Origin of the sequence: Reyranella sp. (assembly GCF_004297265.1) — a bacterium.
Classification (GTDB): domain Bacteria; phylum Pseudomonadota; class Alphaproteobacteria; order Reyranellales; family Reyranellaceae; genus Reyranella.
The window spans coordinates 1-21,838 of the sequence record NZ_SCUT01000060.1 but is presented as its reverse complement, the minus strand read 5'-3'; the positions used below and the strand labels follow the sequence as shown (position 1 = coordinate 21,838).

24 protein-coding genes are annotated in these 21,838 nt (G+C 66.3%); 14 read left to right on the top strand and 10 right to left on the bottom strand.

Features of this window, described 5'->3' with window-relative positions; all coding sequences use genetic code 11:
• Positions 1-53: 53 nt before the first annotated feature.
• The gene (locus EPO41_RS27370) at positions 54-848 is read left to right on the top strand and encodes a ZIP family metal transporter (protein WP_296332264.1); all 795 of its coding nucleotides are present in this window, start codon (positions 54-56) and stop codon (positions 846-848) included.
• Between the two features lie 25 nt (positions 849-873).
• Here EPO41_RS27370 and EPO41_RS27365 read toward each other — a convergent pair whose 3' ends face one another.
• Complete coding sequence (locus tag EPO41_RS27365) at positions 874-1,764, bottom strand: LysR family transcriptional regulator (protein WP_296332262.1); 891 nt, start codon at positions 1,762-1,764, stop codon at positions 874-876.
• A 190-nt stretch (positions 1,765-1,954) separates the two neighbouring features.
• On the opposite strand from EPO41_RS27365, the gene EPO41_RS27360 reads away from it, so the two are divergent.
• The 5 genes from EPO41_RS27360 to EPO41_RS27340 are packed head-to-tail and all read left to right on the top strand — an operon-like array spanning position 1,955 to position 6,038.
• Positions 1,955-2,767, top strand: coding sequence for a transporter substrate-binding domain-containing protein (locus EPO41_RS27360; protein WP_296332260.1), 813 nt, complete (start codon positions 1,955-1,957; stop codon positions 2,765-2,767).
• 38 nt (positions 2,768-2,805) lie between these two features.
• On the top strand, positions 2,806-3,456 hold the full coding sequence (locus tag EPO41_RS27355; protein WP_296332258.1) for an amino acid ABC transporter permease: 651 nt from the start codon (positions 2,806-2,808) through the stop codon (positions 3,454-3,456).
• Between the two features lie 10 nt (positions 3,457-3,466).
• Positions 3,467-4,099, top strand: a complete 633-nt coding sequence (locus EPO41_RS27350; protein WP_296332256.1) for an amino acid ABC transporter permease — start codon at positions 3,467-3,469, stop codon at positions 4,097-4,099.
• Positions 4,092-4,898 (top strand): amino acid ABC transporter ATP-binding protein, encoded by an 807-nt coding sequence (locus EPO41_RS27345; protein ID WP_296332255.1) that lies wholly within the window; start codon positions 4,092-4,094, stop codon positions 4,896-4,898. Before EPO41_RS27350 ends, EPO41_RS27345 begins: the two co-directional genes overlap by 8 nt.
• 21 nt (positions 4,899-4,919) lie before the next feature.
• Complete coding sequence (locus tag EPO41_RS27340) at positions 4,920-6,038, top strand: alanine racemase (RefSeq protein ID WP_296332254.1); 1,119 nt, start codon at positions 4,920-4,922, stop codon at positions 6,036-6,038.
• 108 nt (positions 6,039-6,146) lie between these two features.
• Here EPO41_RS27340 and EPO41_RS27335 read toward each other — a convergent pair whose 3' ends face one another.
• From EPO41_RS27335 to EPO41_RS27325, 3 genes are all read right to left on the bottom strand, one after another.
• Positions 6,147-6,620 (bottom strand): hypothetical protein, encoded by a 474-nt coding sequence (locus tag EPO41_RS27335; RefSeq protein WP_296332253.1) that lies wholly within the window; start codon positions 6,618-6,620, stop codon positions 6,147-6,149.
• A gap of 88 nt (positions 6,621-6,708) precedes the next feature.
• The gene (locus EPO41_RS27330) at positions 6,709-7,899 is read right to left on the bottom strand and encodes an acetyl-CoA C-acyltransferase (RefSeq protein WP_296332252.1); all 1,191 of its coding nucleotides are present in this window, start codon (positions 7,897-7,899) and stop codon (positions 6,709-6,711) included.
• Positions 7,900-8,007: 108 nt separating this feature from the next.
• Positions 8,008-10,101: a 3-hydroxyacyl-CoA dehydrogenase NAD-binding domain-containing protein gene (locus EPO41_RS27325; RefSeq protein ID WP_296332251.1), complete on the bottom strand. Its 2,094-nt coding sequence runs from the start codon at positions 10,099-10,101 to the stop codon at positions 8,008-8,010.
• A 182-nt stretch (positions 10,102-10,283) separates the two neighbouring features.
• On the opposite strand from EPO41_RS27325, the gene EPO41_RS27320 reads away from it, so the two are divergent.
• Complete coding sequence (locus tag EPO41_RS27320; RefSeq protein WP_296332250.1) at positions 10,284-11,288, top strand: tripartite tricarboxylate transporter substrate binding protein; 1,005 nt, start codon at positions 10,284-10,286, stop codon at positions 11,286-11,288.
• 3 nt (positions 11,289-11,291) lie between these two features.
• Here EPO41_RS27320 and EPO41_RS27315 read toward each other — a convergent pair whose 3' ends face one another.
• Positions 11,292-12,677: an amidase gene (locus EPO41_RS27315; protein ID WP_296332248.1), complete on the bottom strand. Its 1,386-nt coding sequence runs from the start codon at positions 12,675-12,677 to the stop codon at positions 11,292-11,294.
• Positions 12,678-12,719: 42 nt separating this feature from the next.
• A complete protein-coding gene (locus EPO41_RS27310; RefSeq protein ID WP_296332247.1) occupies positions 12,720-13,340 on the bottom strand; it encodes a TetR/AcrR family transcriptional regulator C-terminal domain-containing protein in 621 nt (206 codons plus the stop codon).
• A gap of 74 nt (positions 13,341-13,414) precedes the next feature.
• On the opposite strand from EPO41_RS27310, the gene EPO41_RS27305 reads away from it, so the two are divergent.
• Positions 13,415-14,302 (top strand): alpha/beta fold hydrolase, encoded by an 888-nt coding sequence (locus EPO41_RS27305; RefSeq protein ID WP_296332245.1) that lies wholly within the window; start codon positions 13,415-13,417, stop codon positions 14,300-14,302.
• A 27-nt stretch (positions 14,303-14,329) separates the two neighbouring features.
• Here EPO41_RS27305 and EPO41_RS27300 read toward each other — a convergent pair whose 3' ends face one another.
• Positions 14,330-15,418 (bottom strand): mandelate racemase/muconate lactonizing enzyme family protein, encoded by a 1,089-nt coding sequence (locus tag EPO41_RS27300; RefSeq protein WP_296332243.1) that lies wholly within the window; start codon positions 15,416-15,418, stop codon positions 14,330-14,332.
• Positions 15,419-15,618: 200 nt separating this feature from the next.
• On the opposite strand from EPO41_RS27300, the gene EPO41_RS27295 reads away from it, so the two are divergent.
• Together EPO41_RS27295 and EPO41_RS27290 are read left to right on the top strand one after the other, a co-directional pair.
• Positions 15,619-16,194, top strand: coding sequence for a fasciclin domain-containing protein (locus EPO41_RS27295; protein WP_296332241.1), 576 nt, complete (start codon positions 15,619-15,621; stop codon positions 16,192-16,194).
• 126 nt (positions 16,195-16,320) lie between these two features.
• Positions 16,321-16,887 carry a dihydrofolate reductase gene (locus EPO41_RS27290; protein WP_296332239.1) on the top strand — a complete coding sequence of 189 codons (567 nt, stop codon included), beginning with the start codon at positions 16,321-16,323 and terminating at the stop codon, positions 16,885-16,887.
• Here the strand turns inward: EPO41_RS27290 and EPO41_RS27285 are convergent.
• On the bottom strand, positions 16,884-17,621 hold the full coding sequence (locus tag EPO41_RS27285; RefSeq protein ID WP_296332238.1) for an MBL fold metallo-hydrolase: 738 nt from the start codon (positions 17,619-17,621) through the stop codon (positions 16,884-16,886). The genes EPO41_RS27290 and EPO41_RS27285 overlap by 4 nt on opposite strands.
• Before the next feature lie 3 nt (positions 17,622-17,624).
• Positions 17,625-18,515 carry a TauD/TfdA family dioxygenase gene (locus EPO41_RS27280; RefSeq protein ID WP_296332236.1) on the bottom strand — a complete coding sequence of 297 codons (891 nt, stop codon included), beginning with the start codon at positions 18,513-18,515 and terminating at the stop codon, positions 17,625-17,627.
• 73 nt (positions 18,516-18,588) lie between these two features.
• On the opposite strand from EPO41_RS27280, the gene EPO41_RS27275 reads away from it, so the two are divergent.
• Together EPO41_RS27275 and EPO41_RS27270 are read left to right on the top strand one after the other, a co-directional pair.
• On the top strand, positions 18,589-19,152 hold the full coding sequence (locus tag EPO41_RS27275; protein ID WP_296332234.1) for a chromate transporter: 564 nt from the start codon (positions 18,589-18,591) through the stop codon (positions 19,150-19,152).
• Positions 19,149-19,679 carry a chromate transporter gene (locus tag EPO41_RS27270; protein ID WP_296332233.1) on the top strand — a complete coding sequence of 177 codons (531 nt, stop codon included), beginning with the start codon at positions 19,149-19,151 and terminating at the stop codon, positions 19,677-19,679. The genes EPO41_RS27275 and EPO41_RS27270 overlap by 4 nt, the downstream gene beginning before the upstream one ends.
• On the opposite strand, the gene EPO41_RS27265 is transcribed toward EPO41_RS27270, so the two are convergent.
• A complete protein-coding gene (locus tag EPO41_RS27265; protein ID WP_296332231.1) occupies positions 19,676-20,371 on the bottom strand; it encodes a YafY family protein in 696 nt (231 codons plus the stop codon). The two genes, EPO41_RS27270 and EPO41_RS27265, sit on opposite strands and share 4 nt — an antisense overlap.
• 92 nt (positions 20,372-20,463) lie before the next feature.
• On the opposite strand from EPO41_RS27265, the gene EPO41_RS27260 reads away from it, so the two are divergent.
• Together EPO41_RS27260 and EPO41_RS27255 are read left to right on the top strand one after the other, a co-directional pair.
• Positions 20,464-20,868, top strand: a complete 405-nt coding sequence (locus tag EPO41_RS27260; protein WP_296332229.1) for a RidA family protein — start codon at positions 20,464-20,466, stop codon at positions 20,866-20,868.
• A complete protein-coding gene (locus tag EPO41_RS27255) occupies positions 20,849-21,724 on the top strand; it encodes a DMT family transporter (protein WP_296332226.1) in 876 nt (291 codons plus the stop codon). Before EPO41_RS27260 ends, EPO41_RS27255 begins: the two co-directional genes overlap by 20 nt.
• The last annotated feature ends 114 nt before the right edge of the window (positions 21,725-21,838 follow it).

Genomic DNA, 21,838 nt, shown 5'->3' with positions numbered 1-21,838 from the left:
CGAGGTCGCGCTTTCTCGCCAGACCGGATTTCGTTCTGGTAGGGGGAGTCCCGATGCTGTCTGCTTTCGCTTCGTCGTCGCCGATCCTGGCCGGCGCCCTCGCCAGCCTGTGCGCGGGCCTCGCGACCGCTCTCGGCGCACTGCCGATCCTGTTCATCCGAAAGCTCTCCGCGCAGGCACAGGACGTCATGCTGGGCTTTGCCGCTGGGGTGATGCTGGCGGCCTCGTTCTTCTCACTCATCATTCCCGGCATCGACGTTGCGCAGCAGCAGGGGGCGACCAAGCTGGGCGCTGTCACGCTTGTGATCGCCGGAATTCTGTTCGGTGCCGCCAGTCTCTGGCTGGTCCACCGCTACCTGCCACACGAACATTTTGTCATGGGCCGGCAGGGGCCCGACGCGCCGCGCTTCCGGCGGATCTGGCTGTTCGTGATCGCCATCACCCTGCACAACTTCCCCGAGGGGCTGGCGGTCGGCGTGGGCTTCGGCGGCGACGATCTCGGGAAGGCCGCGGCGCTCGCCATCGGCATCGGCTTGCAGAACATGCCGGAGGGGTTGGCCGTCGCCGTTGCCCTGCTGACCTTGAATTACAGCAGGGGGCAGGCCTTCTTCGTTGCGCTGCTCACCGGCCTGGTCGAGCCGATCGGCGGCCTGCTGGGCGCCGGCGCCGTCACCATCGCCCAGTCGCTGCTGCCCTGGGGGCTCGCCTATGCGGGCGGGGCGATGATCTTCGTCATCAGCGACGAGATCATTCCTGAAACCCACCGCCGCGGTTTCGAGAACCATGGGACGGTCGGGCTGATGATCGGCCTGGTGGTGATGATGTTCCTCGACGTCATGCTGGGGTAGGCGAAAACAAGTCCGCCTCCGCCGGTCAGCGCAGAGGTTCGGCGAACGCCTCGCGCTGTACCTCGTCGCGCAGCGTCTCGATGAAGGCGTCGGCGATTGCGCCGCCGTTGGGCGGCCGGGCGCGGCGCAGGAGGCCGACTTCCCGATAGAACGTATCGGCACCGAACTCGAATTCGCGCACCAGCCCGGCGAACTCCCCCAGTGCCGTTCGCGGGATGATGGCGACGCCCACGCCGCTCGCAACCAGGGTGATCATCGTGTCGAGATAGTCGACCCAGATCGCGTCGCGAAGGGACACGCCCATGCGCGACAGGAAGTCGTCGATCTGTACGCCCGCACTCCACGACAGGTCGTAGCCCATGAAGGTGTGCATCGCCATTGCCTCGCGCCAGTCGCCGGCACGTGTCGCAGCGGGTGCAATCAGCACGAACGGTTTGCGGAATAGCGGGATCCAGCGGATCGTGCGCAGCAACGGCAGGTTGGGCAGGACGGAGGCGGCCAGGTCGAACTCCTCGCGCTCGACATCGCCCGCCATCGGGCCCTCGCGGCGAATGAGCCGGATCGTGACCGCGGGGTGGGCCCGCCGAAAGGCGACGAGCGCGCGGGCCATCAGACTGTTGTGGACCGAGGTGATCGTGCCCACCCGCAGGCTGCCGCGGAGCTGGCCCGCGCCATGGCCCGTTCGCATGCGATCGGTGATCTGCAACGCTTCCTCGGCAAGTGGCCGCAGCGCCTCGCCCGCAGCGTTCAGCGTCGCCGATCGGCCGGTGCGGTGGAAGAGTTGTACGCCGGTGAAGTCTTCGAGCCGCTGGACGTGATCGCTGACCGCCGACTGCGTCATGCCGAGATGTCGGGCGGCGGCGGTGAACGTGCCCCAGCGGCACACCGCGAGGAAGGTCTGGAACTCCCGCAGCATCGGCGATCCCTGAAATGTGGCCAGTATCGCAAGTGGCGATGCTCAGCATGGGATTAACGCGCTTTGCCGTCACGCCGCAACATGTTGAACTCTCTTTCAGGGGCTATTCTCTGCGTTGGGGGAGTGAATTATGGAAGTTTGCCGCTCGCTGCTAAGCTGGGTGCGCTTCGAGCATCGCGCTTCGCTTTGCTTGTCGCTTGTTCTGGGTTTCGTGGCCCTGGTCGCCGGGCTGGGCGCCGCCCAGGCCGAGGAATCGCGCCTCGACGCCATCCTGAAGCGCGACAAGCTGATCGTGGCGGTGAGCAACAGCACGATGCCCACCGGTTTCATCGACGAGAGCGGCACCCATACCGGCTTCGAGATCGAATTCGCCCGCCTGCTCGCCAAGTCGATCCTGGGCAGCCCCGACAAGATCGAGTTCGTCGTCGTGAACGCGGCCGGGCGTTTCCCGGCGGTGCTTTCCGGACGCGTCGACTTCGGCATCGCATCGGCCACCATCTATCCCGATCGCGCGGTGCGGCTGGCCTTCACACGGCCCTACATGGATTCGACCACGTTCGTCGTCGTGCCGAAGGATTCGCCCATCAAGAAGATCGAGGAGCTCGACAGCGCGGACGTCGTGTTCGGCGCCACCAACACCGCTGCGATGATCGATCGCGCCAAGCGCTATGCGCCCAAGGCCAAGGCGATGTACTTCGATACCGATAGCGCGGCCTTCCAGGCACTGAAGAGCCGGCGCGTGGGCGCCGTGCAGGCCGATTCGGCCGCGGCCGAATTCCAGGTCGCCCGTTCCAACGGGGCCTGGGTCAAGCTGCCCGGCCAGCTCGGCAGCCTGAACGGCAATGCACTGTTCATGAAGCCCGGAGACTTCCAGCTCTGGCTCTGTCTCGACACGATCGTCGGCGAATACACGCATGGCTCGCGCTACGACGAATACCAGGCGCTCTATCGCAAGTGGTTCGGTGCCGAGCCGCCGCCGGCCCGCTTCTACTCGGCGAAGTGATTCCGCCGACCCGCTGACCGATCGCGCACACGCGTTCAATGGACACCGCTTTCCTCCTGCGCATTCTTCCGGTCCTGCTGGAAGGACTGGAGATCACCGTGGCGCTGACGGCCCTCGCGTTGGTCGGCGCGGCGATTGGCGGCCTCATCGTGGTCGCCGGCCGACGCAGCCGGTTCGCGGCGATGCGTGGCGTGACGATCGCCTACATCGACGTGATGCGAAACACGCCGGTCCTCGTCCAGATCTTCATCCTGTATTTCGGCCTGCCCGAGATCGGACTTTTCCCGGAAGCATTCGCCTGCGGCGTGATCGCGCTGGTCCTGCAGAACAGCGCCTATGCCGGGGAGATCTACCGTGCGGGCATCGAGTCGGTGAAGCGCACCCAGACCGAGGCTGCCCTGTCGCTCGGCATGATGCCGCGCCGGGCGCTGTTCGACATCGTGCTGCCGCAGGCGCTGCGCCGCGTCCTGCCGGTGCTCGGCAACCAGGCCGTTGTGATCTTGAAGGACAGCTCCATCGCTTCGACCATTTCGGTGACCGAGCTGACGCAGGCCGGCAAGCTGCTGCTCGATCGCAGCGCCGCGCCCTACGAGACCTTCTTCATGATGGCGGCGCTCTATCTGGCGATGGCGGCCGTCCTGTTGGGCGGGATGAAGCTGCTGGCCTGGCGCTTCCCGGTCCGTACCTGAAGCCGCCCCCATGAAGCTCACCGTTCTCACCTACATGGCCTGGGGCGCCAGCGTGACCGTGATGCTTGCCGCCGCCGTGATCCTGTTGAGCTCGGTGCTCGGCATGGGCCTGGCGCTCACCCGGCTTTACGCCTGGCCGCCCCTGCGTGTGCTGGCGGCGGGATACGCCCTGATCACGCGCGGCATTCCGCTGCTGGTTCTGCTGATCGGCTGCTATTTCAGCCTGCCTTATCTCGGCGTCACGCTCCCAGTTTATGCCGCCGCCATCGTGGTGATGGGCTTCTATTTCGCCGCCTACATGGGCGAAGTGTTCCGCGGCGCCCTCATGGCGGTGCCCCGGACGCAATGGGACGCGGGCCGCAGCGTCGGCTTCCGGAGCCTGCAGAACTTCGGCATCGTAATCCTGCCGCAGGCGCGACGGCTCTGCGTGGCGCCGTTTCTCAACACCTCGCTTTCCGTCGTGAAGAATACGTCCCTGATCAGCGCCATCGGCGGATGGGAGCTTTTCTCGACCGGCCGCGAAATCGGCGAGCGCACGGGCGAACTCATGCCTGCCTATCTCGGTGTCGCCGCCGGCTACTACCTGATCTGCTTTCCGCTGGCGCGGCTGGCGAGCTACGTGGAGCGCCATTCGCATGCCTGAGCCTCTTCCTGAGCTTCTCCCCGAGTCTCTCGTCGTCATAGACCGGGTTGGCAAGTCGTTCGGCGCCAACCGGGTCCTGAAGGAGGTGTCGCTCACCGTCGGCAAGGGCGAGGTCGTGACCCTGATCGGGCCGAGCGGCTGCGGCAAGACCACGCTCCTGCGCTGCGTCAACTTCCTCGAGACCTACGACAGCGGCGCGATCAGCATCGAGGGCGAAACGGTCGGCATCCGCATCGGCGCCGACGGCCGTCGCACGGCGCGTCCCGACCGCGAGGTCGCCGCGATGCGCGCCCGCGTCGGCATGGTGTTCCAGAGCTACAATCTCTTTCCGCATCTCACTGTGCTCGACAATCTGACGGTGGCGCCGATCAAGGTGCGCGGCCTGCCGCTCAGGCAGGCGCGGGAGAAGGCGATGGCGCTGCTCGAGCGCGTGGGCCTCTCCGAAAAGGCGGCGCAATATCCGGCGGCACTCTCGGGTGGTCAGCAGCAGCGCGTCGCCATCGCGCGCACGCTGGCGATGGAGCCTCATCTCATCCTGCTCGACGAGGTCACCTCGGCGCTCGATCCGGAACTGGTGGGCGAGGTTCTGGACGTCGTGCAATCGCTCGCCGCCGACGGCATGACCATGATGATCGTCACGCACGAGATGCAATTCGCCCGCGAGGTTTCGAGCCGCGTGGCCTTCATGGCGGCGGGCGAGATTGTCGAACTCGCATCGCCCGCCGACCTGTTCGGCAGCCCCAAGAGCGACCGCCTGCGTTCCTTTCTCGGCCGCTACCAGGCGGCGCACCGTATTTAGAAAGCCCTCTTCAGGAACCCCATGATGCACGCCCAACGCCCCACCTGGTGCGAGATCGACCTCTCGGCCATCAGGCACAATCTCGCCACGCTGGGCGACATGGTCGGCCCCAAGGTCGGCGTGTTCGTCTGCGTCAAGGGCGATGCCAGCGGCTGCGGCGACATCGAGGTGGCCCGCACCGCAGAGCAGGCGGGCGCGGCCGGTGCCGCCTTCGGCAACCTCGATCGTGCGATGGCGGCGCGCCAGGCGGGCGTCCGCCTGCCGATCCTGCTCTATCCGACCTGCCTGCCCGATACGGCGCCGGCGCTGGAGGCGCACAATCTCATGCCGACGCTCTCGACGCTCGAGGACGTGGCCGCCTGGTCGTCGCATGCCAAGTCGCTCAAGGTGTTCCTGAAGCTCGACGGCGGCGGATTTCGGGCCGGTGCCTTGCCCCATCACGCGCCCGCGGTGGCGCGCGCCATCGCCGACAGCAACACGCTCGAACTGGCCGGCGCCTACGGGCATCCGATGGCGTCCTATGGTCCGGTCGATCCCGTCTATACCGACGCGCAGGTCAATTCCTGCATCGACGCGCTGAAGCGTATCGAAGCCGCCGGTATCGACGTTCCCGTCCGCATGGTCTCGAGTTCGGCCATCATCCTCAGCCATCCCGACGCCGACCTGAACGCCGTCGATCCGGGACGGCTCGCCATTGGCCAGAGCTTTCCCGCGGTCCCCGGGCGCGAGCGGGTCTGGCGCCACGCCCTGGTGGGTCTGCGCAGCCATCTCGTGATGGTGAAGTCGCTCGACGATATCGGCGACGTCATGCCCGCACCGTTCCTGCCGCGCCGGCCGGGCATGAAGATCGGCCTCGTGCCGTATGGCTGGTCCGACGGTTATCCGCGCAAGATCCCGGAGAACGCGACGGCGCTGCTGCACGGCCGGCGCGTGCGCCTCCTGGGGCCGACGCATTCGGAGCTGCTGCGCGTCGACCTGACCGACGTACCCGAAGCCGCGATCGGCGACGAGGTGGTTTTTCTCGGCCGCCAGGGCAACGACGAGATCGGCCTCGAGGAGCTGGCGGTGCAATGGAAGGTCGGTGTTTCCGACCTTTACGGCGCCATCGGAAAGTCCGTGCGGCGCCACTACTTACGGTAGGTTGGCCGGCGCTCTGCGGCGTTACGGCGGGACCAGCTGACGATCGGCCTCGTGGTGATGATGTTCCTCGGCGTCACGCTGGGGTGAGGGGGTACGAAGAGCCCTCGCCTAAGAGACGCCCTCGGCAAAAATAAAGGCGACCACTCGACCACATCCCCTTTGGAATTCTTCGATGGTCACGCCGGCCGGCAATGGATGGCGTCCCTGGTCGCCGACAATCCATTCCGTGCCGTCTGTGCCGGCCGTCACAACGGCGGTCGCAAAAACAGTTAGAAGGACTTCCATCCGATGCGAATTTGAACCGGCTTGCAAAAGCGGCTCGATATGGAGAAACGGGCGTTTGGATACGCTGCCATCCTCAGCCTTCAGCCAATCTCGGTCTGAAGAGATGAAAATCCAAGTGTTACGCTGGTCGACTTGGGCGGGTGTCGCAGCCATCAATAGAAGCTGCTGTACAAGAGCAGCTGCGCAGAATGACGCTCCCGGCGCTTCCATTCCGTCGCGGCTGTAAAGCTTGCGAATTACCGTAAGTGGATCGCCAACAATATTTATATCGTCGATCGTGTATTTCCGCCCGGCCATCCCGGAGCGTACCACGAAGTGCGCAACCCCCTCACCCAACCTCTCCCCCGAGTGGGGGAGAGGCGTAGGAGAGGGAAGGCGAGTGCAGTTACTGCACGACCTCGAACAGGCCGGCGGCGCCCATGCCGCCGCCGATGCACATGGTCACGACGACGTTCTTGGCCTTGCGGCGACGGCCCTCGATCAGGGCGTGGCCGGTGCAGCGCGCGCCGGTCATGCCGAACGGATGGCCGATCGAGATCGAGCCGCCGTTGACGTTCAGCTTCTCGTTGGGGATGCCGAGCTTGTCGCGGCAGTAGAGGACCTGCACCGCGAAGGCCTCGTTCAGCTCCCACAGGTCGATGTCGTCCATCTTGAGTCCGAACCGCTTCAGCAGCTTCGGGATCGCGTAGACCGGACCGATGCCCATTTCGTCCGGCTCGCAGCCGGCCACGACCAGGCCCTTGTAGATGCCGAGCGGCTTCAGGCCGCGCTTGGCGGCTTCGGCATCGCTCATGATGACCGCGGCCGAGGCGCCGTCCGAGAGCTGGCTGGCATTGCCGGCGGTGATCCACTTGTCGGGACCGGCGACGGGCTGGAGCTTGGCCAGGCCCTCGAGCGTCGTCTCGGGACGGTTGCCCTCGTCCTTCGTGAGCTTCACCGTCTTCTTGGTGGTCTCGTTGGTGTTCTTGTCGGTGACCAGCATCGTGGTCTCCATCGGCACGATCTCGTCGTCGAACTTGCCGGCCTGCTGGCCTGCCGCGGTGCGCAGCTGGCTCTGCAGCGAGTACTCGTCCTGCGCCTCGCGGCTGATGCCGTAGCGCGCGGCGACCGTGTCCGCCGTCGTGATCATGGCGTGGTAGATGCCCGGCACGTGCTCCTGCACCCACGGGTTCACCAAGCGGTTCTTGTTGCCGCCCGGAGGGCCCTGGACCAGCGACACCGATTCGAGGCCGCCGGCGATCATCACCGGCACCTTGTCGACCAGCACGCGCTGGGCCGCCATCGAGATGGTCTGCAGGCCCGAGGAGCAGAAGCGGTTGACGGTCACGCCCGAGACGCTGACCGGCGCGCCGGCGCGGATGGCGGAGACGCGGGCGACATTGGAGCCCGTGGTGCCTTCCGGCGCCGCGCAGCCCAGGATCACGTCCTCGACTTCGGCCAGTTCGACCTTGGCGCGCTCGGCGGCGTGCTTGATCACGTGCGCGCCCATGTCGGCGCCGTGCGTGTCGTTGAAGATGCCGCGGAATGCCTTGCCGATCGGCGTGCGGGCGGTGGAGACGATTACTGCATCAGCCATTTGAGTTTCCTTCCAGATAGAACCTTGTTGTCGCTTTCCCCGTCCGCCCTTCGGGCACCTCCCCCGTCTGACGGGGGAGGCCGGGAGGGGATGGGCGACGAATTGACGTCAGACGCTAGAGAACTTCTTGCCTTCCTGCACCAGCTTCTTGAGCAGGGGCGCAGGCTCCCAGAACGGGTCGCCGGACGCATCGCGGTACTTCAGCAGCGCGTCGTGGATGGTCTTGAGGCCGACGACATTGTCGGCCCACCACATCGGGCCGCCGCGATAGACCGGCCAGCCGTAGCCATTGACCCAGATCACGTCGATGTCGAGCGAGCGCTGGGCCATGCCCTCCTCGAGGATCTTGGCGCCCTCGTTCACCATCGGATACAGCGCGCGCTCCAGGATCTCCTGGTCGGAGATGGCGCGTCGCGTGATGCCGAGCTTCTTCGAGGTCTCCTCGATGATCTTCTCGACCTCGGGGTCGGGGATCGGCGTGCGGTCGGGCAGATTGTACTTGTAGTAGCCCGCGCCGGTCTTCTGGCCGAAGCGGCCCAGTTCGCAGATCGCGTCGGCGACGTAGCCGGTGTAGCGCACGTTGCGCTTTTCCTTTTCCTTCTTGCCCTGGCGGATGCGCCAGCCCACGTCGTTGCCGGCGAGGTCGCTCATCGCGAAGGGGCCCATCGGGAAGCCGTAGTCGTAGACCACCTTGTCGATCTGCTGGGGAAGGGCGCCTTCCTCCATCATGTAGGCCGACTGGATGCCCCTCATGCGGAGCATGCGATTTCCGACGAAGCCTTCGCAGACGCCCACGAGGACCGGGATCTTGCCGATCTTCTTGGAGAACGACATGACGGTGGCGATGACGTCCTTCTCGGTCGCCTTGCCGCGCACGTTCTCCAGCAGCTTCATGACATTGGCTGGCGAGAAGAAGTGCATGCCGATCACGTCGCCGGGCCGCTTGGTGTAGGAGGCGATCTGGTTGACGTCGAGGCCCGAGGTGTTGGTGGCCAGGATGGCGCCCGGCTTGGCGACCTCGTCGAGCTTCTTGAAGACCGTTTCCTTGACCTCCATCGTCTCGAACACCGCCTCGATGATGACGTCGGCGTCCTTGAGATCGTCGTAGTTCAGCGTCGGCTTGATCAGCGCCATGCGCTTCTCGACGTCCTCGGCCTTCATGCCGCCGCGCTTGGCCGTGTTCTCGTAGTTGGTGCGGATGGTCTTGAGGCCGCGGTCCAGCGCTTCCTGGCTGGTTTCCAGCAGGGTGACGGGCACGCCGGCATTGGCGAAGTTCATGGCGATGCCGCCGCCCATCGTGCCGGCGCCGATGATGCCGCCGCTCTTGATCTCGCGCTGCGGCGTGTCGGCCGGCACGTCTTTGACCTTGGCGGCCTCGCGCTCGGCGAAGAAGTAGTAGCGCTGCGCGGCCGACTCGCTGGAGGTGAGCAGCTCTGTGAACAGCTCGCGCTCGCGCTTCATGCCTTCGTCGAACGGCAGCTCGACGGCGGCCTGCACGCACTTGATGATGTTCCACGGCGCCTTGAAGCCGCGCGCCTTGCGGGCGATCGCCTTCTCGGTCTCGGCGAACAGCCCCGGCGACTCGAGCGTCACGGAGAGGTCGCGGACGCGGCGCAGCGGCGCCTTCTGCGCGAGCAGCATCTCGGTATGGGCGACGGCGCCCTTCAGCAGGTCGCCTTCGACGATGGCGTCGACGATGCCCTTGCTCTTGGCCTCGGGGGCAGGGATATGTCGGCCGGACAGGATGGCGTCGAGCGCGTACTTCGCGCCGGTCAGGCGGGGCAGGCGCTGCGTGCCGCCGGCGCCGGGCAGCAGGCCGAGATACACCTCGGGCAGGCCCATGCGCGTCGTCGGCAGAGAGACACGATAGTGCGCGCCCAGAGCCGTCTCGAGGCCGCCGCCCAGTGGCGTGCCGTGCAGCGCGGCCACGATCAGCTTGGGCGAGTTCTCCATGGTCGCAATGACGTCGTTCAGGTTGGGCCCCGACGGCGGCTTGCCGAACTCGCGGATGTCGGCGCCGGCGATGAAGGTGCGGCCGCCGCCGATCAGCACGATGGCATCGACGCCTGAATCCTGGCCGAATGCCTCGACGCCTTCCTTGATGCCGGCGCGTACCGCCGCGGCCAGCGCGTTCACCGGTGGATTGTTGACGGTGAGGATTCCGATGCGCCCCTCTTTGGAGCGTATGACAGCGTCGGACATGGACGATCTCTTCCCTGGTGAATGCCGTTCTGGACGGGTGGTCTTAGCAATCTCTGCCTGCGCCGCCCAGCGACCTTGTGTTTCGCCGTGCGGAGATAGGTGCAGATACACAGCCTAGCCGCTCGCAATGTCAGCCGCTATGCATCGCCCCCTAAAAACGAAATTGGGAGGCCATGAGAAAAATGAGCAAAGTAACGACCACCCGTCGCGGCCTGTTGCGGGCCGGTGCCGGCGCCGGCCTGATCGTCGCCGCGCCGTCGATCGTGCGTGCGCAGGGAGCCGCGTGGCCCAACAAGCCGATCACCATCGTCGTCAACTTTCCCGCCGGCGGTCTCACCGACGGCATCGCGCGCGCGTTCGGCCAGTCTGTCAGCCAGGCCACGGGCCAGCAGGTGATCGTCGACAACAAGCCCGGCGCCAGCGGCAACATCGGCGCGGCGCTGGTCGCCCGCGCGCCGGCCGACGGCTACACGTTCCTGCACTCGGTCTCGAGCACGCTCATCCAGAACAGGGTGATGTTCAAGACGCTGGGCTTCGATCCCGACAAGGATCTCACCGTCGTCTCGGGCACCTCCTCGGGCGTGCTGCCGGTCGTCGTGCACAAGTCGCTGCCGGCCGAGGTCAAGGATCTCAAGTCGTTCATCGAGTACGCCAAGAAGAACAAGGTCAACTTCGGTTCGTGGGCACTGGGATCCTCGGCCCACATCTTTGCGCAGACCCTCAACGAGAAGTACGGCCTGACGATCGAGGTCGTGACCTACAAGGGCGAGGCGCCGATGTGGCAGGACATGGGTGCGGGCCAGCTGCAGGCCGCCATGGGCAGCCCGCAGGCAATGAACGCGCTGGTCGTGAAGGGCGATGTCCGCGGCATCGCGGCGCCTTCGAAGGTGCGCGCCCGCATATTTCCCGACGTCCCGACCTCGCTGGAGCAGGGCTTCACCGACGATGCTTTCACCGTGTCGGGATGGCTGGCGCTGGCGGCGCCGGCCGCAACGCCCAAGGACATCATCAAGAGGATGTCCGATCTGTGGGTTGCCGCCGCCGACTCCGAGCCTGGCAAGAAGATGATGGACAGCTTCGCCCTCGTGGAGAAGCCGATGCCACACGAGGAAGTCATGGCCGACTATGAGCGTCTGAAGAAGACGCTCATCCCGCGCATCGTCGCGCTGGGCATCCAGCCGGTCTGACGATCAGGCCGAGACCCGCGTCAGGGTCTCGTCGAACCAGCGCGCGAGGCCGGTCATGCGGGCGTCCTCGTGCTTCTGGCCCATCAGCTGCAGGCCGACCGGCATGCCGCCGACGCTCATCAGCGGCACGGTGACAACCGGCGCGAACAGCATCGAGCTCGGCGCATTGAATACGAAGTCGCCGGTCGGCCGCGGCGCCAGCGGCTGGCCGGGCACATCGCCCGACCAGAGCGGCGCGGGGCCCGGGCAGGCGAGCGTGATCGCCGCGTCGGCGAGCGGCGCCATCGTCGCATGCATGCGCTGGGCGTTCTCGCGCGCCAGCAGGGCCATGCGATAATCGTCGAGGGTCATTTTCTCGGCCTTGGCCAAGGTCGCCTTGGCGCGTTCGCTGACGCCGGCCGGATTGTTGTCGACGATGCCACGCTGGCCCCAGCGATTCTCCCAGCCCGTCACGCCGCCGCAGACGGCGCGGCCGTTGGCGATCGACTGTTCCAGCGTCTCGACCCAGGGATGGTCCATGCGCCGGATCAGCTCGACGCCCGCGTCGCGGAGCTGCTTCAGCACACCGTCGAACGCGGTCTTGGTCGCATCATCCAGTTCCGCCCAACCCTCGGTCTCCAGCACGACCAGACGATTTGGCTTCACGGCGACGGGCAGCGTCGAAGGGCCCATCAGGCCGACCTCGCCGCGATCGCCGCCGGCGCGCCGGGCGATCTCGATGGCGACCTGCCACATGTCCTGCAGCGAATTCGCGTGCGGGCCGTGCGTGCTCTGGCTGGTCGCCTGCCGCTCGCCGCGGTTGATGCCGCCCTGGGTCGGCTTCAGCGCATAGTTCCCGCAATACGCGGCGGGCCGGATGATCGAGCCGCCGACCTGCGTGCCGATGGCGGCCGGCACCATGTTGGCGCCCACGGCGGCGGCCGACCCGGAGGAGGAGCCGCCCGGCGTGCGCGTCGCATCGAACGGATTGGTGGTGGCGCCGGGATGCGAGCCGCCGAGTTCCGCCGTCACCGCCTTGGCGAGGATCACGGCGCCAGCCTGGCGCAATGCCCAGACGGCGGCGTTGTCGCGCTTGGGAAAATTGCCCTTGAAGGCCTCGCAGCCCATCTGCGTGGGCATGTCCTTCGTCTCGAGCAGGTCCTTGATGGCCAGCGGCATCCCGTCGATGGAAGAAAGCGGCTTGCCTTCCTTCCAGCGCGCTGCGCTGGCATCGGCCGCTTCACGGGCGCCGGCCTCGTTGATCGCGGTGAAAGCGTTCACCACCGGTTCGCGCGCCGCGACCGTCTCGAGGCAGCGTTCAAGATAGGCACGGGGCGTGTCGCTGCCATCGGCGAAGCGCTTCGTGGCGTCGTGGAAGGTGAGCGGCTTGAAATCACTGTACGCGGTCATGAACTTACGATTCTCCGGGTGATGGTCGCGAACCATAGCACCTCAGCGCGCGAGGCCTGCCATGACGATGTCGAGACCGGCGCGGAACTCCCTGTCGGCACCGAGCTTCGCAGCCGCGTCGGCGATCTCGATCAGCCGTGGAAAGCGGTCTGCCGGCAGAGCTTGGGCACGTGCAATATCCTCGCGGTCCTCGTCGGGCGCCAGTGGATCGGCGAGCTGGGCTTGCGCGAAGCCCATCACGAAGCCTGAGACGGTGCGGAAAGCGACCAGGAGATCGGTGCCGGAGCGTCCGCTCTTCGCCAGCGCGCGCAGCAACGCCTCGGCCCAGACCAGCGTCGTTTCGTGCAGGGTTCTTCGTGTCAGGACCAGCGGGATCACGTTGGGATGACGGCGCACGCTGCGCCACGTCGCCTCGACGATCGCCGTCACATCGGCGCGCCAGTCGCCGCGCTCACGCGGCAGCCGGACCTCTCCCATCACCGCCTCGACCACCAGCGCGTCGAGGTCGTCGCGATCCTTTACGTAATTATAGAGCGTCATCGGCCCGGTTCCGAGTGCGCCAGCGAGCGACCGCATGGAGAGGGCGGCCAGGCCGTCACGGTCGACGATCGTGAGCGCCGCCTGCTGAAGCTGGGCGCGCGTGAACTTGGCTTTTGGGGGCATGGCACTCCTTGACAACGTACAGTGTACGTATTACTTCCGATTCAACACGTACACTGTACTAAAAGGAGAAGGCCATGACCATCCGTACGTCGTTCCGCTCCGGCGCCGAGGATTGCGCCGCCTGGCTTACCCTGCCGTCAGGCGAGGGGCCGCATGCGGTGGTACTGCTGATCCACGGTGGCGGCGCCACCCACTCGATGATGCTCGATCAGTACGAGCGGCGCTTCTCGGCGGCGGGCTTCGCCGTCGTGGCCTTCGACTTCCGTCATCTCGGCGAGTCCGGCGGCTCGCCGCGCCAGCTTATGGACCTCGGCCGCTACTTCGAGGACATCGACGCCGCACTCCGCTTTATCCGCAGCCGGCCCGAGCTCGACCCGGCGCGCATCGCGCTGTGGGGCACCTCGTTCGGCGCCAGCCATGTCGTGGCCACGGCCGCGCGCCGGCCCGGCATCGCGGCGGCGGTGGTGCAGTGTCCCATCCTCAAGGGTCGTGCGCCCGCGCTGGCGTCCGGCCTCGGCCATCTGATGCGATTCACGGTGCCGATCATGTCCGATCTGGTGCGCGCCGCGTTGGGACTCGGCCGGCGCTACGTGCAGATCGTCGGCCGGCCGGGCGAACTCGCCTTCGTCAACCGGCCCGGTGCTTACGAAGGCTGGATGTCGGTGGTGCCCGAGGGCGTCGCTTTCGACGGCCGCGTTCCGGCAGGGGCCGCGATCGGCATGCTGTTCTACGATGCCGCGTCGCAGGCGTCCCGCGTGCGCTGCCCGCTGCTGGTCTGCGTCAGCGACTGCGAGGACCTGATGGACCCGGCGATCGCGCTCGAGGTCGCGCGCAAGGCGCCTCGCGGCGAAGCAATCCGCTACCCGACGGACCATTTCGAGGTCTATCATCCACCCTTCATCGATCGCATCGTCGGCGACCAGATCGCGTTTCTCACACGGCACCTCGATCCTGGCCGATGAAGCGCGGAACGACTTTGGCGCGCGCGCTCACCGCACCCGATAGCGCTCGATCGCGTCGGGATCGAAGGTGAAGCCGAGGCCGGGGCGATCGGGCACCGCGATGCAGCCATCCTCGACCGCAATCGACTCGCGATAGAGCTTCGAGGTCCAGGGCATGTATTCCAGCCAGGTCGCGTTGGCGAAGGCGCCGAGGAGACCGATGCTCTGCTGCGTGAAGAGATGGTTGGAGATGGCGATGTCGTGCGCCGCCGCGAGATGCGCTACCTTCACGAACTCGCTGACCCCGCCGACGCGGGCGAGATCGGCCATCCAGATGTCGGCGGCGCCATGCGCCAGCATCTCGCGGAAACCATAGCGCGTCGCCTCGGTCTCGCCGCTGGCGATCGGCGTATCGAGCGCCGCCGCGACCTTGGCCGACCCGCGATGGTCGTAGGGCGCGACCGGCTCCTCGAACCAGGTGAGGTCGAACTCCTCCAGCCTGCGGCCGAGGCGGATCGCATGCTCGGCCGTGAAGCCGCGGCTGGCATCGCACATCAGCGACACGCGGGGCCCGATCGCCTTGCGCACGGCTGCGACCCGCTCGACGTCTTCCTCGAGGTGTTTCTTGCCGACGCGCATCTTCACGCCGCGGAAGCCTTCGGCCACGTAGCCGGCGGCTTCCTTCGCCAGCTCGTCGGGCGTCGCCGACAGCCACAGGCCGGCGCTGGAATAGACCGGGATGCGGTCGTGCGCGGCGCCCAGCATGTGGGTGACCGACTGTCCCAGTGCCTTGCCCTTGGCGTCCCACAAAGCGGTGTCGACACCGGCGAGGCCGAAGATCGTCACGCCCTTGTGGCCGAGGAAGTAGAGTTCCCGCCACATCCGCTCCCAGAAGCGCTCGGCATAGCGGATGTCTTCTCCGACCAGAGCGGGCTTCAGGCTCTCGACCATCGCGCGCAGTACCTCGATGCGGCGGCCGCCCAGGGTGAACAGAAAACTCTCGCCGGTGACGCCGAGGTCGGTGTCGACGAAGATCAGCACGGCGCCGATGCGGTCGTTGCTGACGCCGCTCGAATTGCGCGTCGGCCGGTCGAGCGGCACCTCGACAAGGGTAGTCCTGAGATCCGTGACGCGCATGCCTGTCCCGCTCCCTTTGGATCACCGGGTCCCACAGCGGCCACGTCACAAAACTGTGTGCGCGACGCGATGAACCGGCCTTGGAAACACGGCGTAGCACAGGGTGAAGAGGCTGCAACACCCGCGGCCTCTTTTGACCGGTGACGAGCGCGCCGCCGTCGGTCTGGAACGACGAGTCAATCCTCAACTGGAGAGAACACATGCTCAAGCGTCACACGCTGATCGCAGCTGCGTCCCTGTGCCTGCTGGCCGTCACGCCGGCCATTGCCCAGACCGCCGCATCGACACCGGCCAATCCGATGGTCGGTGGCGCGGCGATGTATCCCAACAAAAACATCGTCGAGAACGCCGCCAGCTCGAAGGATCATACGACGCTCGTGGCGGCCGTGAAGGCCGCGGACCTCGTCGAGACGTTGCAGGGGACGGGACCGTTCACGGTCTTCGCGCCAACCGATGCTGCTTTCGCCAAGCTGCCGCCCGGCACGGTCGAGATGCTGGTGAAGCCCGAAAACAAGGCCAAGCTCACCAAGATCCTGACGTGCCACGTGGTAGCCGCGAACGCGATGTCGCCGGCGATCGCCAAGATGATCGCGGACGACAAGGGGGCGCACCCGGTCAAGACGGTGGGCGGCTGCGTCCTGCAGGCGAAGATGATGGGCGACAAGATCACGCTCACCGACGAGAACGGCAATGTTGCCACGGTGACGATCGCCGATGTGAGGCAGTCGAACGGCGTGATCCACGTCATCGATACGGTCCTTCTGCCCAAGGGCTGAGCTCTGTTGCTTCGGTAATGGCGGCGGGGGACTTTTCCCCGCTGCTCACGTTTGCGCTAGGATGCTCCGCATCGATTGGCCGGGTCGTTCGTTATCAGGCCCATCAGGTGCTTTCAGGGGCAGTCCATGACCATCAGGCGACCGCGAATCGAGGGGTTCGCGATCATTTCCACCGAGGGCATGATCGCGGCTTCGGACGGATCCTTTCCGGAGAACCTGAAAATCCCCGCCGACCACAAATTCTATCAGGATTCGGTCGACCGGGCGGCAGCGGTCGCCAACGGCCGTCACTCCGCGGAAGGTGGTCCGAAGGAAGCGGCGCGACGGCGCATCATCCTCACGCGCCGGGTCGAGCGGGTGGTCCCTGATCCCGAAAATGCCAACGCCATCCTTTGGAATCCGGCCTCGGCGCCGTTCGAGGAGGCGTGGATGAAGCTCGATCTCGACGATGGAACGCTGGCCGTGGTCGGCGGCACCGACGTGTTCGGCCTGTTCCTCAACATCGGATACGATACCTTCTTCCTGACGCGCACGGATGCCAGCGTGCCGCGAGGCCGGCCGGTCTTTCCGGGCGTCGGCAGGAATGCGACACCGGAGGAAGTCTTCGCCAGGCACGGCATGGTCCTGCGCGCGACCCGCATGCTCGACCCCGCGACCAACACGCGGCTCGAGGAGTGGGTGCCGAAGGGCTAGAACTCCACCACCAGCCCGTCATGCGCGGCTTCGAGCGCGATCTCTGAACCCCGGCTGAGAAGCTCGGCGCTCATGTGGGTGACGATGGTGCGCCTGGCGCCGATCTGCGGCAGGTGATCGACGAGCGTCCTGTAGTCGATGTGATACTTCATCACCTTGTCGAAGAAGTAGGCCTCGCAGATGAAGAGGTCGGCGTCGCGGCCCGCCGGGACCAGCTCCTCCACCCATTCGGTGTCGCCTGAATAGGTCAGCACCTTGCCTTCGGTCTCTATCCTGAGAGCGTAGGAGGGCGCTCCGCTATAGTGCTTCATCAGATAGGGCGTGACGGCGAGGCCGTTCATCTCGACCCGCTCGTGCAGTGCCAGCTCACGGATTTCCAGCGCGAACTTGCGCGGGACCTTGGTCGAGCCCGCGAACATCGCTTCCATGACGGTCATCAGCCGGTCGTGGAAACCCGGAGGTCCGGCCAGCAGGAGCGGCGCCGTGCGCCGGCTGACCAGCTGCGCATCGAGCAGGAAAAAGGGCAGGCCGGCGAAATGGTCGCCGTGCAGGTGGCTCACCAGGACGGTCGAAATCGCATTCGGCTCGACCTCCCACTTGCGGATGGCGACCATGGACGAGGCGCCGCAATCCACCAGCAGATTGCCGTGCTGGGCACGCTCGACATGGAAACACGTATTGAACCGTCCGCCGCTGCCGAAGGCATCGCCGGATCCGAGGAACTGCAAACGCATCTTCTACGGTGCTTGCTCCAGGCTGGAGACGATGTTGGTGAGCGTGGTGCGGCGCATGTCGCGCACCTCGGTTGAATTGAAGCGGCGGGCGCGGTGCATCGTGGCCCGGTTGTCCCACATCACCAGGTCGAACGGCCGCCAGACATGGGCATAGACGAACTGGCGCTGCGTGGCGTGCTCGGTCAAGTCGCGCAGGAAGGCGCGCGCCTCCGGCACCGGCCAGCCCTCGATGCCGCCCGCATGGCTCGCGAGATAGAGCGACAGGCGGCCGGAGCCCGGATGGCGGCGCACCAGGCGCTGGCGCACCGGCGCCCATTTCACGCGCTCGGCCTCGGTGAAGTCCTCGAAGCCCAGCATGCCGCGGGAGAAGATCTGGCTGTGCAGGCAGATGAGGTCCTGCACTTCGCGCTTCTCCGCCTCACTGAGCGCATCGTAGGCGGCGCGCATATCGGCGAATTCGGTGTTGCCTCCGGCCGACGGGATCGTGCGCGCCGACAGGAGAGAGTAGAGCGCCGGCACGTCCTTGAACGAACTGTCGGAATGCCAGAGCTGGTTGCCCAGGCTGAACAGGCGGCGGCGATCGTCGCGCGCCAGCACGTTGCCGTTGCGATCGAGGTTCGAGATGTCGTTGAGGTCCATGCTCATGCGCCGTTCCTCCGGCGGCATGATGTCTCCCGTCGCCTGTTCGAGCGGACCTAGCTGTTTGCTGAAGGCGAGCTGGCTTTCGTCGTCGAGCTTCTGATCGCGGAACACCAGCACGCCATACTGGTTCATCCCGTCGTGGATGAAGGCGACCTCCTCGTCGCTCAGCCGATGCGTGAGGTCGATGCCCGACACTTCGCCGGCGAAGAACGGACGGTTCTGCGGATCGATGGGGCAGATGGACTTTGTCATAGTGCCGTGAGGCTAGCGCGCTTGGGAACGGTCGGCGAGGCGCGTCGACCGAAATTTGCTATCCTGGCTCGCAATGCAGCATGACCTCTCGGCTATGCCGCGCCGCAACATCGGCAAGGCGGAACTGTTCCTCGGCTTCCTCAAGATTGGCCTGCTGGGCTTTGGTGGCGTGGCGCCGTGGGCCCGCCATATCATCGTCGAGGAAAAGCGCTGGCTCACCGACCGGGAGTTCGCCGAGCTTCTCGGCGTCGGACAGGTGCTGCCCGGACCCAATACCATCAACGCCGCCGTCATCCTCGGCGACCGCAACCAGGGCCTGATCGGCGTTCTTCTCTGCCTGCTGGGGCAGATGGCGATGCCGCTGGTGATCGTGACCGCGCTCGCCGTGGTCTACGATCGCGTCGCCATGGTCCCTGAGGTGCGGGCCGCCCTGATCGGCGCCGCGGCGGCCTCGGCCGGCCTCGTCCTGGGCACCGCGCTCAAGATGATCCGCAACATCCGCCCGACTCCCTTCTCCTACGCCATCGGCGCCGCGGGCTTTGTCGCGATCGGCCTGTTGCGCTGGCCGCTGGTTCCCGTGGTCCTCGTTCTCGTGCCCACCGCCATCACGGCGATCTGGTGGGAGCGCCGCAAATGACCGGCGTGCTGGCCGAGCTGGCGCGAACCTTCGCCCTCCTGTCGCTGGTCTCGATCGGCGGCGTGAACGCGTTGCTGCCCGAGATCCACCGCCAGGTCGTCGAGATCCACGGCTGGATGACCGACCAGGCGTTCGCGAGCGCCTTCGCCATTGCTAATGCCTCGCCCGGTCCCAATGTGATCTTCGTCAGCCTGATCGGCTGGCAGGTCGCGGGCCTATCGGGCCTGCTGGTGGCGACGCTCGCTCTGCTGATTCCCTCGAGCGCGCTGGCCTATTTTGCCGGCCGCGCCCTCACGCGCTGGTCGCATCATCCAGCCGTCGCGGTGCTGCGCGATGGGCTGATCCCGGTCGCGCTCGGCATGATGCTGGCGTCCGGCATCTCAATGATGCGCACCGTGGATCGCGATGTCGTCACCGTCCTGATCAGCCTCGGCACGACGGCCTTCGTCTATACGACCCGGCGCAATCCGCTCTGGGCGCTGGCCAGTGGCGCCATCGTCAACGTCGCGGCGCTGCACGTCTTCTAGGTAAGCGTCGGCCGTACCTTCGGCAGCTCCGACCATTCGCGGAACAGGCGGCCATTGTCCTGGTCGAAATGCTCGTCGAGCACTTTCGACGACTGGATGCGTTCGACTCGGAAGTTGCGGTAGCCGCCCCGCAGCTCGCACCAGGCGCCGACCAAGGTGACGTCGACATAGTAGGCCATGGCGATCGGCCAGACGGTGCGGTTGGTGCGCCGGCCCTTCTCGTCGGCGTAGGCGATGTGCAGCTTGCGGCTGTCGCGGATGGCGGCACGCACGTCGGCGAGATCGACGCCTCGCGGCTCGGCCGTCTCTCCGGGCGAGACAAAGAACGGCGTCGAACCGAGCTGGCGGCGCAGGGCTTCAGGGAGCACGACCGTAACTTTGGAAAAGACACTGTCCGCCGCCTCCTGAAGCTTGGCGTCGCGCAGACGCCGGACGAGGCGCGCGCCGATGGCGATGGCCTCGACCTCATCGGCGGTGAACATCAGCGGCGGCAGGTCGAAGCTCTTGCGCAGCACATAGCCGATCCCGGCCGCGCCATCGATCGGCACACGCCGCGCCTGGAGGGTAGCGATGTCGCGATAGACGGTGCGCGGCGTCACTTCGAGCTCCGCCGCCAGGGCGGCCGCGGTGACCGGCCCGGTCGCCGTGCGCAGATGCTGGATGATGTCGAACAGGCGGTCGGAGCGGCGCATGAAGCCCATTTTATGGGCCGATTTCACTGCTGACACAACGTTGTCAGTAGGTGGTCGCTAGGGTCGGGACTCCAACTTCCGAGGAGATATCGATGTCCCGAATCGAGATGACCATGCCGCACGTGCCGGCGCTGGCCAGGTTCGCCCAACGCAACACCGTGCCGACCTCGCCGGTCGTGCGGGCCGGCGACTGGGTCTACGTCTCCGGCCTTCCGCCGGTGAACCCCGAGACGGGTGCCTACGACATCCTGCCGATCGATGCGCAGGCAAGGCGCGTGCTCGATCACCTGAAATCGTGCCTGGAGGCCGCGGGCTCGGCCCTCGACCGAATCGTGAAGTGCAACGTCTACTGCTCGAACCCGGCCTACTTCGCGACCATCAATGCGGTCTATGCCGAGTATTTCGGAGACCACAAGCCCGCGCGCGTCTTCGTCTGCACGGCGGGCTGGTTCGGTCCTTTCGATCTCGAGATCGACTGTGTCGCCCTCGCGAACTAGGCAAGCGATCGTCGGCACGGCGCTGCTCGCGGCCTCGGCCGTCGCCTATTCGAGCGCCGGCTTCTACACGCGGCTGATTGACCTCGACGCCTGGACGATGTTGTTCTGGCGCGGCGTCTTCGGCGGGCTGTTCCTCGTTGCCATGCTGAAGTGGCGGGAGCAGGGGCGGATCGTGCCGGCGGTGCGTGCCATCGGCCGCGACGGTCTCCTGATCGCGCTGTGCTCGGCGTTGGCGACCGTGTGCTTCCTGAACGCGCTGCGCCTGTCGACGGTGGCCGACGTGCTGGTGATCGACGCCACGATCCCCTTCGTGACGGCGGGCATCGCTTGGCTGGTGATCGGCGAGCGCGAGGACCGGGTGACGCTGGTCGCCACGGTGGCGGCCCTGCTCGGTGTGGCGGTGATGACGGGAGCTGCGGCGTCGGATGGACGGCTGCCGGGCAACCTTCTGGCCTTCGGCATGGTCGTGCTGATGTCGGTCGTGCTGGTGCTGATCCGGCGCCATCCCGGGATCAGCATGCTGCCTGCGGTCGGGCTCTCGGCCTTCCTGTGTGCACTGATCGTGCTGCCGTTCGCGCGGCCGTTCTCAGTGAGCCCGGAGGAATTCCTCCTGCTCGCGATGTTCGGTGCGAGCCAGTTCGGGCTCGGCCTGCTGTTGCTGGCGCTGGGCACGCCGCTGGTGTCCGCGACGCGCGGCGCCCTGATCGGGGTGCTGCAGACCCCGCTCGGCACGCTCTGGGTCTGGCTGGCCTTCGGCGAGACGCCGGGCTGGACGACCCTCGCGGGAGGCGCGATCGTCGTTGCGGCGGTGATTTGCGACATCGCAATTCGACGTCCACGGGAGGAAATAACATAACGATTCGTATGGGTTGACGGGTGTTGTCGGCGTGCTTACATTTGAACAGTTATTCAAATGTCCAAAGCAAAGAGAACCCTCCTGTCCGACGACCATGCGGTGGCGCTGGCCGAC